This is a genomic window from Motilimonas pumila (assembly GCF_003596335.1).
GTDB classification, from domain to species: Bacteria; Pseudomonadota; Gammaproteobacteria; order Enterobacterales; family CBDFNC01; genus Motilimonas; species Motilimonas pumila.
On record NZ_QZCH01000008.1, the window covers coordinates 50160 to 68336 of the forward strand.

At 45.5% G+C, this 18177-nt stretch carries 17 protein-coding genes; 11 read left to right on the top strand and 6 right to left on the bottom strand.

From position 1 onward, the window contains the following. Positions 1 to 76: 76 nt before the first annotated feature. From D1Z90_RS07980 to D1Z90_RS07995, 4 genes are all read right to left on the bottom strand, one after another. Positions 77 to 1327, bottom strand: a complete 1251-nt coding sequence (locus tag D1Z90_RS07980) for a hypothetical protein (protein ID WP_119910232.1) — start codon at positions 1325 to 1327, stop codon at positions 77 to 79. Between the two features lie 101 nt (positions 1328 to 1428). Further along, positions 1429 to 2193, bottom strand: a complete 765-nt coding sequence (locus tag D1Z90_RS07985; RefSeq protein ID WP_119910233.1) for an alpha/beta hydrolase — start codon at positions 2191 to 2193, stop codon at positions 1429 to 1431. Positions 2194 to 2294: 101 nt separating this feature from the next. Beyond that, a complete protein-coding gene (locus D1Z90_RS07990) occupies positions 2295 to 3587 on the bottom strand; it encodes an ATP-binding protein (RefSeq protein ID WP_119910234.1) in 1293 nt (430 codons plus the stop codon). A 29-nt stretch (positions 3588 to 3616) separates the two neighbouring features. Continuing rightward, positions 3617 to 4309 (bottom strand): response regulator, encoded by a 693-nt coding sequence (locus D1Z90_RS07995; RefSeq protein ID WP_119910235.1) that lies wholly within the window; start codon positions 4307 to 4309, stop codon positions 3617 to 3619. Between D1Z90_RS07995 and D1Z90_RS08000 the strand changes: the two genes are divergently transcribed. Continuing rightward, positions 4292 to 4597, top strand: coding sequence for a hypothetical protein (locus tag D1Z90_RS08000; protein ID WP_147378742.1), 306 nt, complete (start codon positions 4292 to 4294; stop codon positions 4595 to 4597). The genes D1Z90_RS07995 and D1Z90_RS08000 overlap by 18 nt on opposite strands. Here the strand turns inward: D1Z90_RS08000 and D1Z90_RS08005 are convergent. Beyond that, complete coding sequence (locus D1Z90_RS08005; RefSeq protein ID WP_119910237.1) at positions 4594 to 6900, bottom strand: hypothetical protein; 2307 nt, start codon at positions 6898 to 6900, stop codon at positions 4594 to 4596. The genes D1Z90_RS08000 and D1Z90_RS08005 overlap by 4 nt on opposite strands. Before the next feature lie 11 nt (positions 6901 to 6911). Beyond that, positions 6912 to 7376: a type III secretion system chaperone gene (locus tag D1Z90_RS08010; protein WP_119910238.1), complete on the bottom strand. Its 465-nt coding sequence runs from the start codon at positions 7374 to 7376 to the stop codon at positions 6912 to 6914. Positions 7377 to 7796: 420 nt separating this feature from the next. On the opposite strand from D1Z90_RS08010, the gene D1Z90_RS08015 reads away from it, so the two are divergent. The 10 genes from D1Z90_RS08015 to ybgF all read left to right on the top strand — a co-directional run bounded on the left by D1Z90_RS08015 (position 7797) and on the right by ybgF (position 18038). After that, complete coding sequence (locus tag D1Z90_RS08015) at positions 7797 to 9059, top strand: isoprenylcysteine carboxylmethyltransferase family protein (protein WP_158587084.1); 1263 nt, start codon at positions 7797 to 7799, stop codon at positions 9057 to 9059. An 88-nt stretch (positions 9060 to 9147) separates the two neighbouring features. After that, positions 9148 to 10944, top strand: a complete 1797-nt coding sequence (locus D1Z90_RS08020) for a carbohydrate-binding protein (protein ID WP_119910240.1) — start codon at positions 9148 to 9150, stop codon at positions 10942 to 10944. A gap of 226 nt (positions 10945 to 11170) precedes the next feature. Next, the gene (gene ruvA / locus D1Z90_RS08025) at positions 11171 to 11785 is read left to right on the top strand and encodes a Holliday junction branch migration protein RuvA (protein WP_119910241.1); all 615 of its coding nucleotides are present in this window, start codon (positions 11171 to 11173) and stop codon (positions 11783 to 11785) included. Further along, positions 11782 to 12789 carry a Holliday junction branch migration DNA helicase RuvB gene (gene ruvB / locus D1Z90_RS08030; protein ID WP_119910242.1) on the top strand — a complete coding sequence of 336 codons (1008 nt, stop codon included), beginning with the start codon at positions 11782 to 11784 and terminating at the stop codon, positions 12787 to 12789. The genes ruvA and ruvB overlap by 4 nt, the downstream gene beginning before the upstream one ends. A gap of 423 nt (positions 12790 to 13212) precedes the next feature. Further along, positions 13213 to 13908, top strand: coding sequence for a protein TolQ (tolQ, locus tag D1Z90_RS08035; RefSeq protein ID WP_119910243.1), 696 nt, complete (start codon positions 13213 to 13215; stop codon positions 13906 to 13908). Then, the gene (gene tolR, locus D1Z90_RS08040) at positions 13908 to 14339 is read left to right on the top strand and encodes a protein TolR (protein ID WP_119910310.1); all 432 of its coding nucleotides are present in this window, start codon (positions 13908 to 13910) and stop codon (positions 14337 to 14339) included. The genes tolQ and tolR overlap by 1 nt, the downstream gene beginning before the upstream one ends. A gap of 14 nt (positions 14340 to 14353) precedes the next feature. After that, positions 14354 to 15406 carry a cell envelope integrity protein TolA gene (gene tolA / locus D1Z90_RS08045; RefSeq protein ID WP_119910244.1) on the top strand — a complete coding sequence of 351 codons (1053 nt, stop codon included), beginning with the start codon at positions 14354 to 14356 and terminating at the stop codon, positions 15404 to 15406. A gap of 13 nt (positions 15407 to 15419) precedes the next feature. After that, entirely contained in the window at positions 15420 to 16733 is a 1314-nt protein-coding gene (tolB, locus tag D1Z90_RS08050) for a Tol-Pal system beta propeller repeat protein TolB (RefSeq protein ID WP_119910245.1), read from the top strand. A gap of 33 nt (positions 16734 to 16766) precedes the next feature. Then, positions 16767 to 17294 carry a peptidoglycan-associated lipoprotein Pal gene (gene pal / locus D1Z90_RS08055; RefSeq protein WP_119910246.1) on the top strand — a complete coding sequence of 176 codons (528 nt, stop codon included), beginning with the start codon at positions 16767 to 16769 and terminating at the stop codon, positions 17292 to 17294. 15 nt (positions 17295 to 17309) lie between these two features. Further along, positions 17310 to 18038, top strand: coding sequence for a tol-pal system protein YbgF (ybgF, locus tag D1Z90_RS08060; protein ID WP_119910247.1), 729 nt, complete (start codon positions 17310 to 17312; stop codon positions 18036 to 18038). The last annotated feature ends 139 nt before the right edge of the window (positions 18039 to 18177 follow it).

Genomic DNA, 18177 nt, shown 5'->3' on the forward strand with positions numbered 1-18177 from the left:
GGCTGCCAGCCCTAAGCAGATAAATGCCTTCATCTTATTGGTGGTTAATTTCGCAATGACTGGCACCAGAATGGGCTTATAATTGTTGATACCTTGCCGCTGCTGCCGCGACTGCTTGCCAATGAGTGCTGGACTGTAATTCCTGTAACAGTGTTTGCTGTTCATCTGGGCTCATTGGCAAAAGACGGCCGACCATGTCATAAGGCGTTTCACCTTGCTCAATATTAGCTAAGTCAAACCCTGCTTGATTGAGCAGCCAGATGGCGCTTGAGCCCGTATCGTAGAAAATATTAAAAGCAAAGTATTGAGTTGATTGCTCTGCATTGTTGAACCTTGAATAACCGCCTTGCTCGTTATCCATTTGCAGTGGATCAAAGCTAATAAATTTATGCTTGGCATAAACAGGTAAAATGGCGCGAGACAACATCACATCTATGTATTGAGCACTGCCTTCGTAGCGCTCTTGACTCATGCCGTGGCGATAAACCCAGGTTTGTTGCTTGGTTTTACCTGTGGCGGCTTGCTCTAACTTAATTTGCTCATGAGCCATTAACCAATATTCTTGCAGCTGCTTTTTAGCTTCTTCGGCTGTCATGGTTTTATCAGGCAAACCCTGCAAAATGGCCAATTGAGCTAGTTGCAGGGTGCGAAATTGCAAGCTGTTTGGGTATTGGTTCAGCTGCTCAAATGGTAATTGCTGGGTGTGTGGGCTTGTTTTAAATTCAGCGGCTTGATGGTTATGAAATATCTCATGAACAGCTAAAGCAATATCTGCGGTAAAATCAGGATGAGTGACATTCACCGAGCTTGGCTTGTACCTTTGCAAATAATAGTTATGGCCATCCACCGAATAATAAAATTCAAAGGTATCGTTACCGCCATTACTGGCTCGCAGTTTGTCATTTGCTTGATGCATTTCATGCTCTAAGTGCAGTGCGGTTAAACCGTAATTTTCATTGGCACCGATTTGCTGTCCTTGTTTAAGGTGCGATTGAGGGTTGAGCATGATGGCTGTTTGTGGCTCATTGTTGCCATCAACACGGACATACAATTGCGAGGTTTGGCCGTATTGGTAACTTGGCCAAATTTGGCTTTGCTTGAAAAAATCCTTTGCTTGTCGAAGCTGCTTTAGAAAGTCTTTATCGATCGCCTGAGTAAGCTCAGTGTTGGGCGCCTGTGCCGGCGTAACCAAAGATGATCCCGTTGGCTTTGTAGTGGGGGCGGTGGGCTTGCTCGGTTTGATTGCATTGCTGCCCCCAGAGTCTTGGCAAGCGCTAAGGATAACAAGCAATAAGCTGGTGCAGGTTGTTCGAATGGTACGATTCATAAGGGCGTTCTCTTGAAAATAAGTCATAAATTTGTGTCGCTAAGCAGTTTGCTGAGGTGGCAAATAACGGATGGTTTTTGCTGCGCGGCCATTAAAAACCATCATTCGGTAAGCAATGAAAACTGCTTTAGCTCTGCGGGAGTTAAGTAATGCATTTCTTGTGTGCTGGCCTGATGCAAGGTGAAAAAGTAAAACTCACTGGCCTTACTTAAGCCTATTTTTTGGTAGTATTGGATATAAGGCTGGTGGGCTTCATGGTCTCTTGGTAGTTCTTTGCCTTCTCGCTCACCGTCACTCCATGAATGCACTCCGATAAAAGCGTCTTTATCTGCACTACGGCTTTGGCCTGCGAGGAACAAATCTGTGCCACCTGATGCAACTCCTCCACGCAATACTTGGCCTTGCGCGTCCTTCTTATTGCGTAAGTTAGATACATGAGTATGTATTTTTTGGGTATGGACCAGTTTGGCCAATTTCAGATTGGTCTCATCATCAATGGAGCCGCTGACGTCTAAAAATTGTAACCGCTGTAACTGGCTGTGCTGAGAGAACAAGGTTTGGCCAGCCTCTAAGCTGCCATCACAAATCACCCCTTCAATTTGAGCAACGGTTTCACCTTCTAAAACGCTAAATACAGCGGTGTCTTGTGCTGTCATGTCATTTGCTTCTAATAATGCTGGATCGCACTGGGATATATAGCGGCTGACAATTTGCGGGCCCGGCTCGGTTGTCGGGGTTGGCTCTGTGGTTGGTGCTAGTGTTGGTGTTGGGCTCGGGCTCGTTGGTTTGGTTGCGACACTATCTGAACCGCTATTACATGCGGTTAGGGTCAGTAGGCTGAGAGCGGCAACATAGGGCAGTTTCATTATGTGTTCCTGTCATGATGTGAGATGACGGCATTATGAAACTCAGGGCAGAAACTTAATATCGTGACTGTGTCAGCTTTTGTCGGCAGTTTGTAATGGAACTAATGGGCTGCTTTTAGCGGAATGGATAAACAAAAACTGACGCCTCCAAGAGGACCTTGCTGCACGCCGACACTGCCTTGATGACGGCAGGCTATTTGTTTCACTATTGCTAGGCCTAAGCCGTAACCGCCAGTGGTTTTGTTACGATCAGAATCTACACGATAGAAAGGTTTAAAAAGATGCGTAAAGTGCTCGGCATCAATGCCTGGGCCATCGTCATATACCCAAAAATCGACATTTTGAGCCATGATTTTTACTTCTAAGACCGCTTGATGTTGGCAGTACTTAATAGCATTGCTGAGCAAATTGTTCAGTGCACGTTTGATGAGCCGAGGATCAAACTCGGCTTTAAGGTTGTCGGGTAAGTGATACTTCAGGGTGACGGCATCTGTGGCTTGTAAATTTGCTAGCAGGCTGCCCAGCCATGGCTCAAGGAGTATACTTTGATACGTTAATGTCAGGTCTTCGCGTTCTAATTTACTGTAATAGAGCATTTCATCTACCATTTGGCTGAGCTCTTCGGTGTCTTCGATGATACTGTTTAAGGTTTGCTTGGTGATTTCACTTTGGGTCTGTACTGATAAAATATCAGCTTGCCATTGGATCCTAAAAATAGGGGTGCGAAGGTCGTGCGCTAACGCGTGGGTGAGCTGTTTATTGTTGTTGATAAGGGCGCTTATCTTGTCTGCCATGGCATTAAAACTGCGATTAAGACTTCCCAGCCTTAAATGGCTCGACTCTGAAACACGCGCACTAAAGTCGCCGTTGCCAAAGGCGGCACTGGCTTTAGCTAAAGCCCGGTAGCGGCGATTTAGAAACCAGGCGAGTAATAAACAATAAGCGGCGAAACCCATTAACCAAAACAGCCAGAGTAAGTCTTCTGCGTCATGTAACTGCTGGTACAATAATGCTTGCTCATCAAAGCTGACATAATAAAAAGCCTCGCTGTGATCCAATACAAACCAAAAATTATCTAGGTCAGCAATATAGTATTTTGCTTGTTGCAATTCGAAGTACGTAATAGGCGCGAAATCTGGGTAATCCAATGCGCTAAACCGGCTTAATTGGGTGCCTCTTTGTTTACAATAATCTTGCAGCAGAAGCTCAACTTGCGATGTTGGCAGGTGCGCTGCTAAATGATTGAACAATTTCAGCGTGGCTTGGGTTTCGGCATTAATGACTTGTTGGTCGTAGTTATCCTGATGACCAAAAATAAGGCTTTCGTACGCTACTACTGAAGCTGCAAAAAACAGTAATAAACCAATAAAAGATTCAATAAAAAAGCGTGACATGATGACCTTGTTTGCCCTCAAAAGAGGATTTAATTCCAGCTGTCTGGGACAAACAAATAACCTTGTCCACGCACTGTAATGATTCTTTGGGGAGTCGCCGCATTGTCTGCCAGCTTCTTTCGCAGGGTGACAATCTTATTGTCTATTGTGCGATCTAAGCCATCATATTCAACCCCTCGCAAGTGCTGAGTTAGCTGCTCCCTTGATAACACGGTATCAGCGGAATGAGCCAGCAGCCAAAGTAAACTGAACTCACTGTTTGTCAGGTTGATGGTTTGTCCCGCCAGCTGGCATAAACGGCGATTCTTCATTAGTTTTAACTGGCCAAATTCTAGCTGCTCAGTGACCACTGTGTCTTGCCTTCTAAGTAATGCTCTGACTCTGGCTAATAATACTCGTGGCTTGATGGGTTTGTTGACAAAATCATCGGCGCCTATCTCTAAGGCGGCCACGTGGTCAAAATCATCGTCACTGGCAGTGAGCATTAATACCTTACCGCAGTAATGTGGCCGTATCTGTCTGCAAAGTGTCAGGCCATCTTGTCCTGGCAGCATAAGATCAAGCAGCACGGCGCTTGGTTGCTCCTTAATAATGGCTTGCTCTGCCTGTAAGCCGTCATCAAAACGGCTTACCTTAAAGCCTTGCTGCGCAAAATACGCCGATAACATCTGGTTTAATTTGGGGTCATCTTCAACGATGAATAAATGGGGCGCCTGACTCAAACTTTGCTCTTTTCTGATGTTTCATTGATAAGTGATAATGCCGACTTTTATGTTTTTGAGCAAAGCGATATTGACTGTTTTGAAGGTGTAATAGGATGGAAAACAGAAACCATTAGAGTTTTATACTGCTTGATTTATGGAGGGAGTAAAGGTTTGAACAAGTATGCTGGTAATAATCATGGCGTCAATAATAAAGCCTTGCCATTATTGCGGTGTTTGCATAGCCAAAATAAGCCACAACGTCTGAGCGTCGGGGCTTATTTTTGGCTGCCGTGTATTAAAGGTTAGTCGTCGAAAAACAAGCCAATGGCGATACTGGCTTGTTCAATTAAAGGCATGTTTTCATGCAGTTGTTCAACACGTTTATACGTGTCTGAGCTGGAGTTTGAATCTTGCTCGGACTCATTTGAATCGATGCTGTTTAAATCTCCGCCCATCATCATCAATTGCAGCATTTCAGGGCTAAAACCACGACGACCTGATTGCGCGATGTCGGGGTTATCTTTGAACGGCTCTGGCAACATGGTTTCATATTCAACCAAGCCGGTTCCGAGTATGCCAATATTGAAGCTCGAGTTTCTTACGCCAAATGAGTTGATATCCGCTAAGGTATTTTCAATGCCTGCTAAGAAAACTCCGCCGGTCTCGTTATCACGAATAAACATGTATTTCAGGCATACATCTTGATCGTTTACTGTCGCTGTGTCCCCTTGGAATATAAATGCTTCCCCTCCTTGTGGGTATTCTGATGACAAGGTAACAGGGTAGCGTTCAATCAGATCATGGAAGTTAGGCTCTAGACCATCGGGTACGCTCACGAGGGCGAGTTGCTCTTTGATAGAGTCAATATTGTGGTTTAAGCCCACGTCCCCTCGGTCAAACTTATTGATGTTTTCTAGGATACTTTCTTCATTTGGGATGATGGGCTTGCCAGTATGGTCGGTATCTACTTGGCTGGTAAACTCGCTGTTATCTAAGAACTGCAAAGAGCCAAAAAACATTTGACCACCGCGGGAAAGGGTGACCTCTTTGTCATTGTTCATGTCATCTTTTCCGCCGTACTTAATTTGTTGTGAGTCACCCTCAATTTGACGAGGCGGCATGCTATTTAAAATAGCGTGCATTTCTTTTTGCACGCTCATTGGTAGCACGGTAGAAGATTTACCGCCGCCAACCCCTTTGCCTAAGAAAGTCAGGTTAGTGCTGTCACCAAAGTGCGACGGGCTTTGCCATTCACCACGAGAGTTACTTAAATAGAAGCCGTGCAGCTCATATTTGCCTGATTCCCCTTCTATGTAGGCCAAACAACCGGTGCGCCCAGGCTTAATTTCAAAGGGCTCTGTCATGGCTAAGGTTTTGCCATTTTCCATTGTCATTGAAAATTTTGGCGTCAGGTGGCTGCTGTTGAGGTCATCACTGTCAATATCTGACACTGGACACTCCACTTCATCGACATCTTGGGGAAACAGCTTGTCAATTTTATCCTGCTGCGTCACCGTGTAGTTTTGATGCTCTACCATGCTGGTATTATCAACAATCAGCTTTGCCGCATTCGCGTCTAAAATAGTGAGGTTGGTTGAAAGGTGGCCGTTAAAGGTAGCCACCTTTTGTTCGATAAGTTCGCCAATTTGCTCTTGGCTGAGGGCGCCGGCTTTGATGTCAAAGTCAGACATGACGCTGTCTTTAAGCCAAGTTTTCAATTCGGAATTAAAGTTGTCGGTTCCTTCTAGCTCACTAAAGTTTGGGCTGCCTGTATTACTAAAATAGTTGTTAAGGTGAGTGGTAGTGGTTTGTAAGTTGTCTTTCAGGGTGTCTAACTTATCTTTAACCATTTGTTTGACTTCGTCTGGAGTCAGCTCATCAAGGCCAAACCGTTCTGCGCTGGTTAGCGCAGCTCTGACTTCTTTTTCAACGCCGGCGATGTCATCTTTAGACAGCATGTCGTAGCCCGTGAGGCCACTCATGCCTTCGCCATTGGTGCCACTGAAGAAGTTATTAATCGTGTCATTGGCGGCATCACGTTTGGCAATAAAGTTATCGACGGCCATTTGTGCCAACTGGGTTAACTCGTTTTGGTCCAGTACATTTTGGTGGGTATATGGCGAGCGTTCAATAATGCTAAACATGTCTTGTTGAATCGACTCTTTCTGTGAGTCAGTTAAGCCATACGCGCCATTCAGCGTGCTGAAGTTATTGCTGCCAGGTAAAAAATCTTCAATGGCTTCGTTATTTTTAAACATGATGGCTTCACCAATAACCATTGATAGGTTGTTGCCTGTCATTGAGCCTTTTGGGACCCCGTCACCTTTGACGTTATTAAACACTTGCTCGATCATCTGTCTGTGTACTGGATTGTCTAATTTACTTTTAATTAGTTTCAGCATGGCATCACGGCCATTATCAATACGTTGATTGATGGTGCCTTGAGATTTAAATTTTGGCTCTTGGCCTACTTTCTCGTATACCGTGATGGTTGGTTGGGTAACCTTGTCTTGGGTTCGCGCTTGGTGGTTGGCATCTTGAAAATTATCGGCAAACTGTTTGATGTCTTCTAGCGTGGTCGTATTAGTCAGCGTAATTGAACTTGGCATGATTATTCTCCTTAAACCCGAAACATTTCGGCCGCGATATGCTCATTGCTAGTAATGGTTTCTTCAGCTTCTTGTTGCACACTGCCGATAGCGAGTTTCCAGTAAGCATGCTTTTCTATGAAGTTTTGCAGCACCGCCTGTAGCTGTTGTACGTCGAGCTTTTCCAACGCTAAATCCACCATCATAATGGCGTCACCTTGTGGCTCTGACAGCGCCATTCTTACGCCACCTGTGGCCATAAACTGGCTGTTATTTGCTAACAAGAGTTCTAAAACGGCCGTGCGGTCGCTACTGGCCGGTATGGTTAGCTCTGCGTAAAGGGTAAACCTGTCTTCTGCTTCGACGTATTGCAGAAAAATGGTCAAAGCGGAAGTTTCTACTTCCCACAAGTCTTCGCCGTGCAGGCGAATAGCGTCCGGCTCCATTACTGGGCCTAATTGTTGAAGCAAAGCGGTTGCGCGCGATAAATCTGCCATTGTTGTGCCTTATATTTATTATTTGATTTTTTTGATGTGCGTTTGAGCATCAAGCTTAGGAAGCGAAAAAAGGTGCTGCTTTAGAAAAAAGTTGATTTTTTATCAAACTCGGTTTGATGGTGAAAAAAAGAATGGCTTATGTGCGCTGGGTCATGGCTCAGCCACAAGGTGAATAGAGCACACGGTGGAAGTTTGAGCTAAAGCGCAAAATCAGGCCTTTCTCAAATTAATCTCAATATCTGTTGCTATAATTGTGTTGCTTCATGATTTAGTAGTTGCCAAGGAATGGCACTCAAGCAGTATGAGAGTAGAGATATGGAATGTCCTAAGTCGCCCACCCATTTGGCGATTAACTTCGCAGGTTTGCTGTGTTCCCTTGCATCGATAATCTGGCTCAAGTATTACGGCCATTTATTGGTTATGGATCAATTATATATAGTGGTTGCTGGATTGGCATTGGCTGTGCCAATCATCGTAATGGAATTTATTTGGCTTAAACCCTACGCGAACCCTTCGGCTGGTTTAAATTTTACCCGTTCACATACCCAACACTCTGGCAGTTTCACGCGTACCCTCGTTAAGCTATTAGGGTTGGGCGTGTGTTTTGCATTTGTGGCTTTTATTTATTGGTTATTCCCGGAATATCGCGGCGGCTACTACGACCGTTTTTTTGATATTGCGCGTTACGCGCTATTAATGCTGGTGATTTTGGCGCTGCCTTACTTTTATTGGGTAGATCGCGCCATGGTGGCGCCAAAAGACAGCTACTGGCAATTAGGCATGTTGTGTTTAGGGCAAGCGCAATATGTTAATTGGAAAAGCATTGTGCAGTTGTTACTTGGCTGGACAGTAAAGCTGTTCTTTTTGCCTTTGATGTTTATTTACGCCAGTAACAATTTAAACCTTATCATTGAACAAGACTTTAACGCTTTGTGGCACTGGCAAGCCCCTTTTAGTGCTCGTCACTCCCTTAACATCTACCAGTTTTTTAATAATTTTTTATTTTACATCGACCTGCTTTTTGTCACTGTTGGCTACTGTTGCACTTTTCGTCTATTTGATTCCCATATTCGCTCAACCGAACCTACTTTTTTGGGGTGGGTGGTTGCTCTTTTGTGTTATCAGCCATTCTGGGGGGCGGTATTTGGCTCACTTTATATCAGTTACAGTTCAGGTCAGGACTGGAGCAATCACTTTTGGCAAAGTCCTAATCTACACTTTTTATACGCCATAGTTATTTTGGCTCTAGTAGTGATTTACGTCTGGGCCAGCATGGCTTTTGGCATTCGTTTTTCGAATTTGACCCATCGTGGCATTTTAACTAATGGCCCGTTCCGGTATACCAAACACCCAGCGTACATCAGTAAGAACTTATCTTGGTGGCTGATTTTTATGCCGTTTCTGGTAGCACCCGAATTCGACGATAAGATCAGGCTGAGCCTACTGCTATTACTGCAAAACCTGGTCTACTTTATGCGGGCTCGCACCGAAGAAAAGCACCTTTCTCAAGATCCTGATTACGTAGCCTACGCCCAGTTTATTGAACAAAAAGGCTGCTTCGCATGGGTGGGAAGCGCGTTGCCAATTTTAAAATTTAAACCCGGCCACCTATTTAACCTTGATGAAAAAGATCAGCGGCAAGCTCATGCAGGTGATGCCGCAAGGGCCAAAGACGCAGGGTAAAGGATTTCAGCCGCTGCAGCATGCACTGGCTGAAGTAAACCACAAGCTTGACTTGTGAAATTGATATAAATGGACAAAGGAAATCAATATGGAAATGAAATTAATTCCTGCGGCTTTGCTGGCTGCTGGACTGTTTTCAACCAATGCGTTTGCGCTAGATTGTAGCAATATCGCGCAGTGGGACAGCGCCACTATTTACACTGGTGGTGATCAAGTACAGCAAGATGGTAAAGCATATAAAGCTGCTTGGTGGACTCAAGGAAATAGCCCGGCTACAAACAACGGTCAATGGACTGTGTGGGGCATTGGTGAAATGTGTGATGGCGGCTCGTCTAGCTCAAGCAGCTCTTCAAGTTCATCTAGCTCATCCAGTTCAAGTAGCTCATCAAGCTCAAGCAGTTCTTCTGGTTCAACCAGCTCTTCTTCTGGCGGCAGCAGTTCAAGCAGCTCTTCAAGCTCTTCGGGTGGCACAGGTGGTACAGGCGAGTGTGGCAATCCTGAATACGTGGCGGGTACGCAATACCAAGCTGGTGATATGGTAGACAATGCCGGCTACGCTTACACCTGTAACATTGGTGGTTGGTGTTCTTCAAAAGCTGAATGGGCTTATGCGCCGGGTACAGGTGCACACTGGCAAGACGCTTGGTCTCAAGGCCAAATGTGTGACGGTGGCAGTTCAAGCTCAAGCAGCTCAAGCAGCTCAAGCAGTTCAAGCAGTTCAAGCGGCTCAACCAGCTCATCTAGCTCAAGTGGCTCTACGAGTTCATCAAGCTCTTCGAGCTCAAGCGGTTCGACCAGCTCTTCAAGCTCAAGCAGTTCTTCTGGCGCATCAAGCAGCTCGTCTTCTAGCTCTTCAGGCGGCACATTACCGAGCAACAAATTACCTAAACGTACCCTAGTAGGTTACTGGCACAACTTCGATAATGGTTCTGGCTACATTCGTCTAGAGAATGTGTCAAAAGATTGGGACGTGATTAACCTGTCATTCGCAGAAAATAAGCGTGGCGGTCAAGAAGGTGAAGTTGAATTTGAACTTTGTCCGATTGGTTGTACCAATGTTGAAACCGAAGCGGAATTTAAAGCGTCGGTAGCAGCACTGCAAGCACAAGGTAAAATCATCAACATTTCTTTGGGCGGCGCTAATGCGCATATCTCTCTAGATACACCATTAGCGCGTGATAACTTCATCCGCACTATGGGTGAAATCATTGCGAAATATAACCTGAACGGTCTAGACATTGACCTCGAAGGTGGCTCAATGAATATGACTGCCGGTGATAAAGTACAAGTAGCTAAAACACCTGCCATTGTTTACATGATTGAAGCCGTGCATGCACTTAAAGCCCGTTTTGGTGAGAACTTCATCTTAACCATGGCCCCTGAAACGGCTTATGTGCAAGGTGGTTTCCAAAACTTTGGCGGCATCTGGGGTGCTTACTTACCACTGATCCACGGTCTACGTGACGACTTAGATCTATTGCACGTGCAGCATTACAACACTGGCTCATTAACCGGTGCTGACGGTGTGATTTACTTCCCTGGTACGACGGACTTCCACGTGGCACTTAGCGACATGATGATCACAGGTTTCCAAGCAGGTGGCGGCAACGATCCACAAAACTACTTCCCGGGTCTGCGCGACGACCAAATGGCGTACGGTTTACCATCAGGTAAGAGCTCTGCATCAAGTGGCTTCACTTCTACTCAAGCTGCGCAAGATGCGGTGAGCTGTTTAGTGAGCTTAACTAAATGTGGTAACTATGTACCAGCACAAGCACGTCCAAACTTCCGTGGTTTAATGACATGGTCAATTAACTGGGATGAGTTTGACGGTTTCAACTTCTCGAAACCACACCGTGCCTTCCTAGATACTTTACCGCAATAATCCTTTATTCCGAGTAAAGACTCTCAAAAGCCATGCGGCTCTGCCCATGGCTTTTTTTATCCTGGCTTATTAATGCAACCCCTCTATGTTTACCCTTAGCGATGTTGAAATGGTGTGACTTGCGCCAAGACTTGACCATGCAACTACGAATACTGGATTAAAGACTGGATATTTACCCAGTTGTTTTTTATGCTACTGATAATTTACCTGAGCAGAAGAAGATAACGTGATTGGACGACTAAGAGGTGCGCTGTTAGAAAAACAAGCGCCAGACGTATTGATTGAAGTGGCGGGCGTTGGCTATGAAGTGCAAATGCCGATGAGCTCTTTTTATCACTTACCAGAAGCCGGCCAAGAAGCCATTATCTATACCCACTTTGTGGTGCGAGAAGACGCGCAACTGTTATATGGCTTTGCTGATAAACTGGAACGGGCGATGTTTCGTGAACTTATAAAAGTCAACGGTGTTGGGCCCAAGTTAGCGCTTGCTATCTTATCAGGTATGTCTGCCAATCAATTTGTGCAATGCATCGAAAACAATGATGTGACGGGCTTAGTTAAACTGCCAGGAGTGGGCAAGAAAACGGCTGAACGCCTGCTGGTGGAAATGAAAGACAGGCTAAAAGGTTGGGTTGGCGTAGACTTGTTTAACCCAGATACCCGCCCTGTTGATGAGCCAGTGATGACCATGGCCAGTGATGCTAAATCGGAAGCTATCAGCGCTTTAGTTGCGCTAGGTTATAAAGGTAACCAAGCAGAAAAAATGGTGAAACAAATTTATCAAGCGGACATGAGCAGTGAAGTTTTGATCCGTGACGCACTAAGGGCAATGGCCTCATGATTGAAGCAGATAGACTGATTAGCGCTGAACCGCAAAACTTTGAAGAGCAAGTCGACCGCGCCATTAGGCCCAAATTGTTGGATGATTATACCGGTCAAGATCATGTTAAAACGCAAATGAAAATCTTCATCGAAGCGGCCCGAAGACGGGAAGACGCTTTGGATCATTTACTTATCTTTGGCCCTCCGGGTTTAGGTAAAACCACTTTAGCCAATATTGTGGCTAACGAGTTAGACGTAAATATCAAAACCACCTCGGGCCCGGTGCTGGAAAAAGCCGGCGACTTGGCCGCGCTGCTAACCAATTTAGAACCCAATGACGTCTTGTTTATCGATGAAATACATCGATTGAGCCCCGTGGTAGAAGAGATCCTTTACCCTGCGATGGAGGATTACCAACTCGATATCATGATTGGGGAAGGGCCGGCAGCACGTTCAATCAAATTAGATTTACCGCCATTTACCTTAGTTGGCGCGACCACACGCGCGGGCTCTTTAACATCACCATTACGCGACCGCTTCGGTATCGTACAAAGGCTTGAGTTTTATGATGTCGACTCGTTGACAAAAATTGTTAGCCGCAGCGCCGACTATTTGGCTTTAAATATGGATGAAGCCGCTTGCCATGAAGTTGCGCGGCGCTCACGAGGGACCCCTCGTATTGCTAATCGCTTGTTAAGGCGTGTGCGCGACTTTGCTGAAGTGAAACACGCGGGTGTGATAAATCAAAGTGCGGCCTGCAGCGCCCTAGACATGCTTGAAGTAGACCAACAAGGCTTTGATTATATGGACCGCAAGTTACTTGAAGCCATCATCGATAAGTTTATGGGCGGCCCTGTTGGTTTAGATAACTTAGCGGCTGCCATTGGCGAAGAAAAAGAAACCATTGAAGACGTGCTGGAGCCATTTTTAATTCAACAAGGCTTCTTACAACGCACGCCAAGAGGGCGCATTGCCACTGACCGAGCTTATTTGCACCTCGATTACCAGCGACCAGAGTCCTAGTTTCTCCCTTAATCGTGTCTCTTCTGAAGGCTTAAATACACCTTATTAGGGCTGTGTTTAAGCCTGGTTCAGCAAGGTTAGTTGAACTTGTTCAAGGCTTTACGCATTTTTACTTAATTCCTTTACCACTGCTTGGCCCCATGGGGTATAGTAAGTTAGCGGATATTGAGTTTTATTTTAGTTGTTTATCAATGAGTCTTATCAGCCACTAGAATGAGATTTGCACAAGTTTTAACCCGATTTAACTAAGACCTTGTTACTAAGTTAAATTTGTTTAATTTTGTTGTATTTTTTGAACTTAAATCAAACTCAAGTTACATATTCTTTGATATTTAACTGACGGCTACGAGCCGCAGTGATATAACACAGATTACAAAAATTAGTTGCAGTCTAACTTTGGCTGCATGTTAGGAGAGAGAGTTAGTGCACGCAGATATGTCGTTTATTGGCCTGTTTATGCAGGCAAGTTTATTGGTTAAAGCCGTTATGTTATTGCTATTAGCCATGTCGATTGCGTCTTGGACCATGATCTTTCACCGCCATAAAGTCTTAAAAAAAGCCACCAATAGTGCCGACAGATTCGAAGACAGGTTTTGGTCAGGTATTGACCTGTCTAAGCTTTATCAAGAAAGCACCGCGCGCAAAGAACAGCTAGAAGGGCCAGAGAAGTTATTTCATCACGGCTTTAAAGAATACATCCGGCTACATAAAACCGCCGGTAAAACTTCTGAGACGGTGATGGAAGGAACGTATCGCACCATGCGTGTGACCTTATCTCGTGAAATTGACGAGTTAGAAAAATCCTTGCCTACCTTGGCCACGATAGGCTCAATCAGTCCTTATATCGGATTATTTGGAACAGTGTGGGGCATCATGAGTGCTTTTATTGCACTAGGTGAAGTACAACAAGCAACGTTAAGTATGGTTGCTCCAGGTATTGCCGAGGCTCTGATCGCGACCGCTATGGGACTATTTGCCGCCATACCTGCGGTAATAGCATATAACCGATTCAGCACTAAAGTCGCACGACTTGAAAATACATATATCAACTTTATGGAAGAATTTACTTCCATCTTGCAACGTCAAACCATGACAGAACAAGGAACAGCCCAAGCATGATGTACGGCGGTTATCAACGCAAACGGCGTCGTCCGGTCGCTGAAATCAACGTAGTACCATACATTGATGTTATGTTGGTGCTGTTGATTATTTTTATGGCGACAGCCCCTCTGATCACCCAAGGTGTGAAGGTGGATTTGCCGCAAACGACAGAGGCGGAGTCCTTGCCAGAAGACTCTAAGCCCCCTTTGGTGGCGTCGGTTGACATTGAAGGTAATTACTACCTTGACGTCGGCGACAGCAGTGAAACCGCATTATCTGACGATGAACTCACCACCTTAGTGGTGGCCCACTTACAATTAGAGCCAGACAGCCCTGTTGTAGTGAAAGGCGATGGCGCGGTGGCGTATGAACAGGTCGTGCGCTTGATGGTGTTATTACAGCAAGCGGGAGTACCTTCAGTGGGTTTGATGACTCAGCCTGAAGAGTAACGTTAAGGAACGCCGTGAAGTCGAGTTATTCATTACCTTTAATCATCGCATGTGCATTGCACCTTATATTGGGTGTGGTGCTTGTTATGAGCGTAGAGTTTAAATCAGAAAGCAAACCCCAGCCCGTGGGCACTGTCATTGATGCAGTGGTTGTCAATGAAACAGCCGTGCAACAACAAGTCGATAAAATTAAAAAGCAACAAGCAGACAAGCGCCGTAAAGAAGCTGAACGTTTAGCCAAAGCCAATGAAGAGTTAGAACGGGTCAAAAAACTGGCCGAGCAAGAGCGCCAAAAACAATTAGCTGAACAGAAAAAAGCAGAACAGCTAGAGCAAGACCGCGCCCAAAAAGAGCAAGAGCGTGTGGCTGCAGAGCTGGCTGCTAAACAAGCCGCTGAAGTGGCAAAACAACAAGAGATAGAGCGTCAAAATGCGATTGCCGAAGCCAAAAAAGCCGAAGCTATCAAGCAACAGAAATTGGCTGAGCAAAAAGCCGCTGAAGATGCTGCGAAAGAAGCGGAGCGCGCGCGGTTAGCGAAAGAAGCTGAGCGTCAAAAGGCAGAGCAAGAAGCGATTGCTGCGAAAGAGCAGCAACGATTAGCCGAAGAAGCCGCCAAAAAAGCCGAAGCTGAAAAAAAGAAACAAATTGAAGAAGCCGAGAAAGCACGTAAACGAGCTGAAAAAGAAGCTGCAGAGCGCAAAGAAAGGGAGCTTGAAGCGCAGCGACAAGCTGAACTAGAAGCTTTGATGGCCGCAGAGTTTGCGGCAGAGCAAAGCGCGCAGTTGTCGGCTCAGCAGCTGTCTGAAAAAGGCAAATATCAAGCCTTAATCAAAAGCAAAGTAGAGCGTAATTGGCGTATAGGCTCAGGTTTCGAAGGAAAACATTGCGTATTAAATATCCGCCTGGCACAAGACGGTTTAGTACTCAATACTCAAAGCGTCGAAGGGGACCCTGCGGTATGCCGTTCGGCGGTAGCAGCAGTGCGACAAGCAAATACTTTACCTGTGCCGTCAGACCCTGCAGTGTTTGCTGAATTTAAAGATTTTAACTTACGATTAGAGCCTTAATAGGGAAAAACAGATGTTGAAAACTAAGTTATTTACGCTGTTATCTTTGTGGTTAATGCTGGCGTTTAATGCCCAAGCAAAACTTGAAATAGTCATCACCGAAGGAGTAGACAGTGCCAGGCCGATTGCTGTCTTACCTTTTACCTATGTCGGTGAAGGCAAAGCCCCCCAAGATATGGGTAAGATTGTTGCTGCAGACTTAAAACGTACGGGGCAGTTTAAGCCACTGTCCACGTCTAAATTACCGGCCAAGACATTTGACAGTCAAAACCCGGACTTTACCCCTTGGAATGCACTGGGTGTAGAAGCGATAGTGGTGGGCGAGGTTGACGGCCCAACAGACGGCAAATATCAGGTGACGTTTGAATTGATTGATGTGTTATCTGAGCAACAAAGCCCGGCTGCGAATCATGTGTTAGATAAGCGTAGAACCAAAATTAAACCGGTGCAGGTAAGGCAGTTTGCGCACCGTATCAGTGATATTGTATACGAGAAGCTAACCGGTGAGCGCGGCGCCTTTTTAACTCGCTTAGCCTATGTTGCGGTTGATTTAAATAATCCTCATCCCTATCAACTAAGGGTATCGGATTATGACGGCTATGATGAAAAGCTTGTGGTACGTTCACAAGAGCCGTTAATGTCGCCTTCTTGGTCTCCTGACGGACGTAAGTTGGCTTACGTGAGTTTTGAAAACAATCGTTCACAAATTTTTATTCAAGACGTGTATACCCAAGAGCGCATAGAGCTGACTTCTTTCCCGGCTATCAATGGTGCCCCGCGGTGGTCCCCGGACGGTAAAAAAATGGCGATGGTCTTGTCTAAAGACGGCCAGCCCGAAATTTATGTCATGGATATCGCCACTCGAGACGTAAAACGCATCACCAATAACCGTGCTATTGACACTGAACCTAATTGGTCGCCGGATGGAAAATCGTTGATATTTTCTTCAGAGCGGGGTGGTAAACCGCAGATATATCAAGTAAATTTAGCTACAGGTGTCACCAAGCGCATGACTTGGGAAGGGGAAATGAATCTCGGCGGCAGCTTCACCCCTGATGGACAATCTTTAGTAATGGTTAGTCGTAACCAAGGTCAATATCGTATCGCTCGACAAGAGCTCAATTCCGGATACCTCGACGTACTAACCAAAACCAGTCTTGATGAGTCGCCTAGCGTGGCTCCAAACGGCAGTATGATTATTTACAGTACTGTTTATCAAGGAAAGAAGGGACTGGCATTAGTCTCGATGGACGGTCGATTTAAGGCTAAATTACCGGCACGTAGTGGCGATGTTCGCTCTCCGGCATGGTCGCCTTATCTAAACTGATAATAAAAGTAAAAAAACAGAGGAAAACAAGGTATGGAACTGAACAAAGTTCTTAAAAGTCTAGCTGTGGCGCTGCCAATGATGACTCTTGCTGCATGTAGTGCAAACAATGAAGAAACGTTCGAAAACCAAGATGGCATGAACCCGCAACCAGAATTCCCAGCAGGTGAAACTGGTGCTGTTGAGCCAGTAGATATGACTGAGGAAGAGCAGCTAGTTGCAAAATACGGTGCTGGCATCCTAGAAACGACGATTAACTTTGCTTACGATCAATCTGACATCGCGCCAGAATTTCGTAAAGTGCTAAATGCACACGCACAATACCTTGTTTCATCTCGTAAATTTGTGACCGTTCAAGGCCACACAGATGAGCGCGGCACGCCTGAATACAACATCGCGCTAGGTGAGCGTCGTGCTAAAGCGGTAGTTCGCTACCTACAAAGCATGGGTGTACCAGCTGACCAACTTAACACTGTAAGCTACGGTGAAGAGAAGCCGCTAACCATGGAACACTCTGAAGCTGCATACGCTGAAAACCGTCGTGCAGTATTAGTATACTAAGGTAAGCCTTTGCTTATGCACACTATAATTAAAACGGCCATTTCGATGGCCGTTCTTAGCTCTAGCTTTTCAAGTTTTGCGGCGGCGCCGGTGTCAGATGCAACGGGGGGCGATTTAGCCACGAGAGTTGCGACTTTAGAGCGCATGCTTGAGGCCCGCAACCAAGTGCAGTTTGATATTCAGCAACGGCTGGATGAACTGCAGCAAGACGTCAACAGCTTGAACGGCAATATGGAGCGACAAAACCGCCAGATTGAGCAAATTCAAACGCGCCAGCGTGAGATTTATCAAGAGTTGGATGCAAAAACTAAAGCGGCACCTGTTGCGGTAGCGCCAAAAGCTGATGCGTCCACACCGGTTGCCCCTGAAGGTGAAAAAGCCGCGTATGAAGCGGCAGTGAAGCTGGTATTGCAAGACAAACAATACTCGCAAGCAATCACTGCATTTAAGTCCTTTATCGAAACCTACCCAGATTCCAGTTATGCGGCGAATGCGCATTATTGGTTAGGGCAGTTATTGTTTAATGCGGGACAGCGCGAAGAAGCAAAAAAAGAGTTTGATATAGTGGCGAATGATTACGCTAAATCAAATAAACGCGCCGAAGCCTTGTTAAAATCCGGTATGATCTCTGAGTACTTCGGTAAAAATGAAGAAGCGAAACAAAGATATAATGAAGTGATTTCATCATATCCTGGCTCTTCGCCAGCCAAGCTTGCGCAGCCAAGATTGTCTTCTTTACAGTGATTTGATGGATAAATCGACATATTCTGAATGAATTGACGGTTATCTAAGCAAACGGAAAAAAAAACACATTTTTAAGTTGCACTGAATCATTAAATCCGTATTATAAGCCGCCGTTGCCTAGGTGGCTTTGAGAACTTCT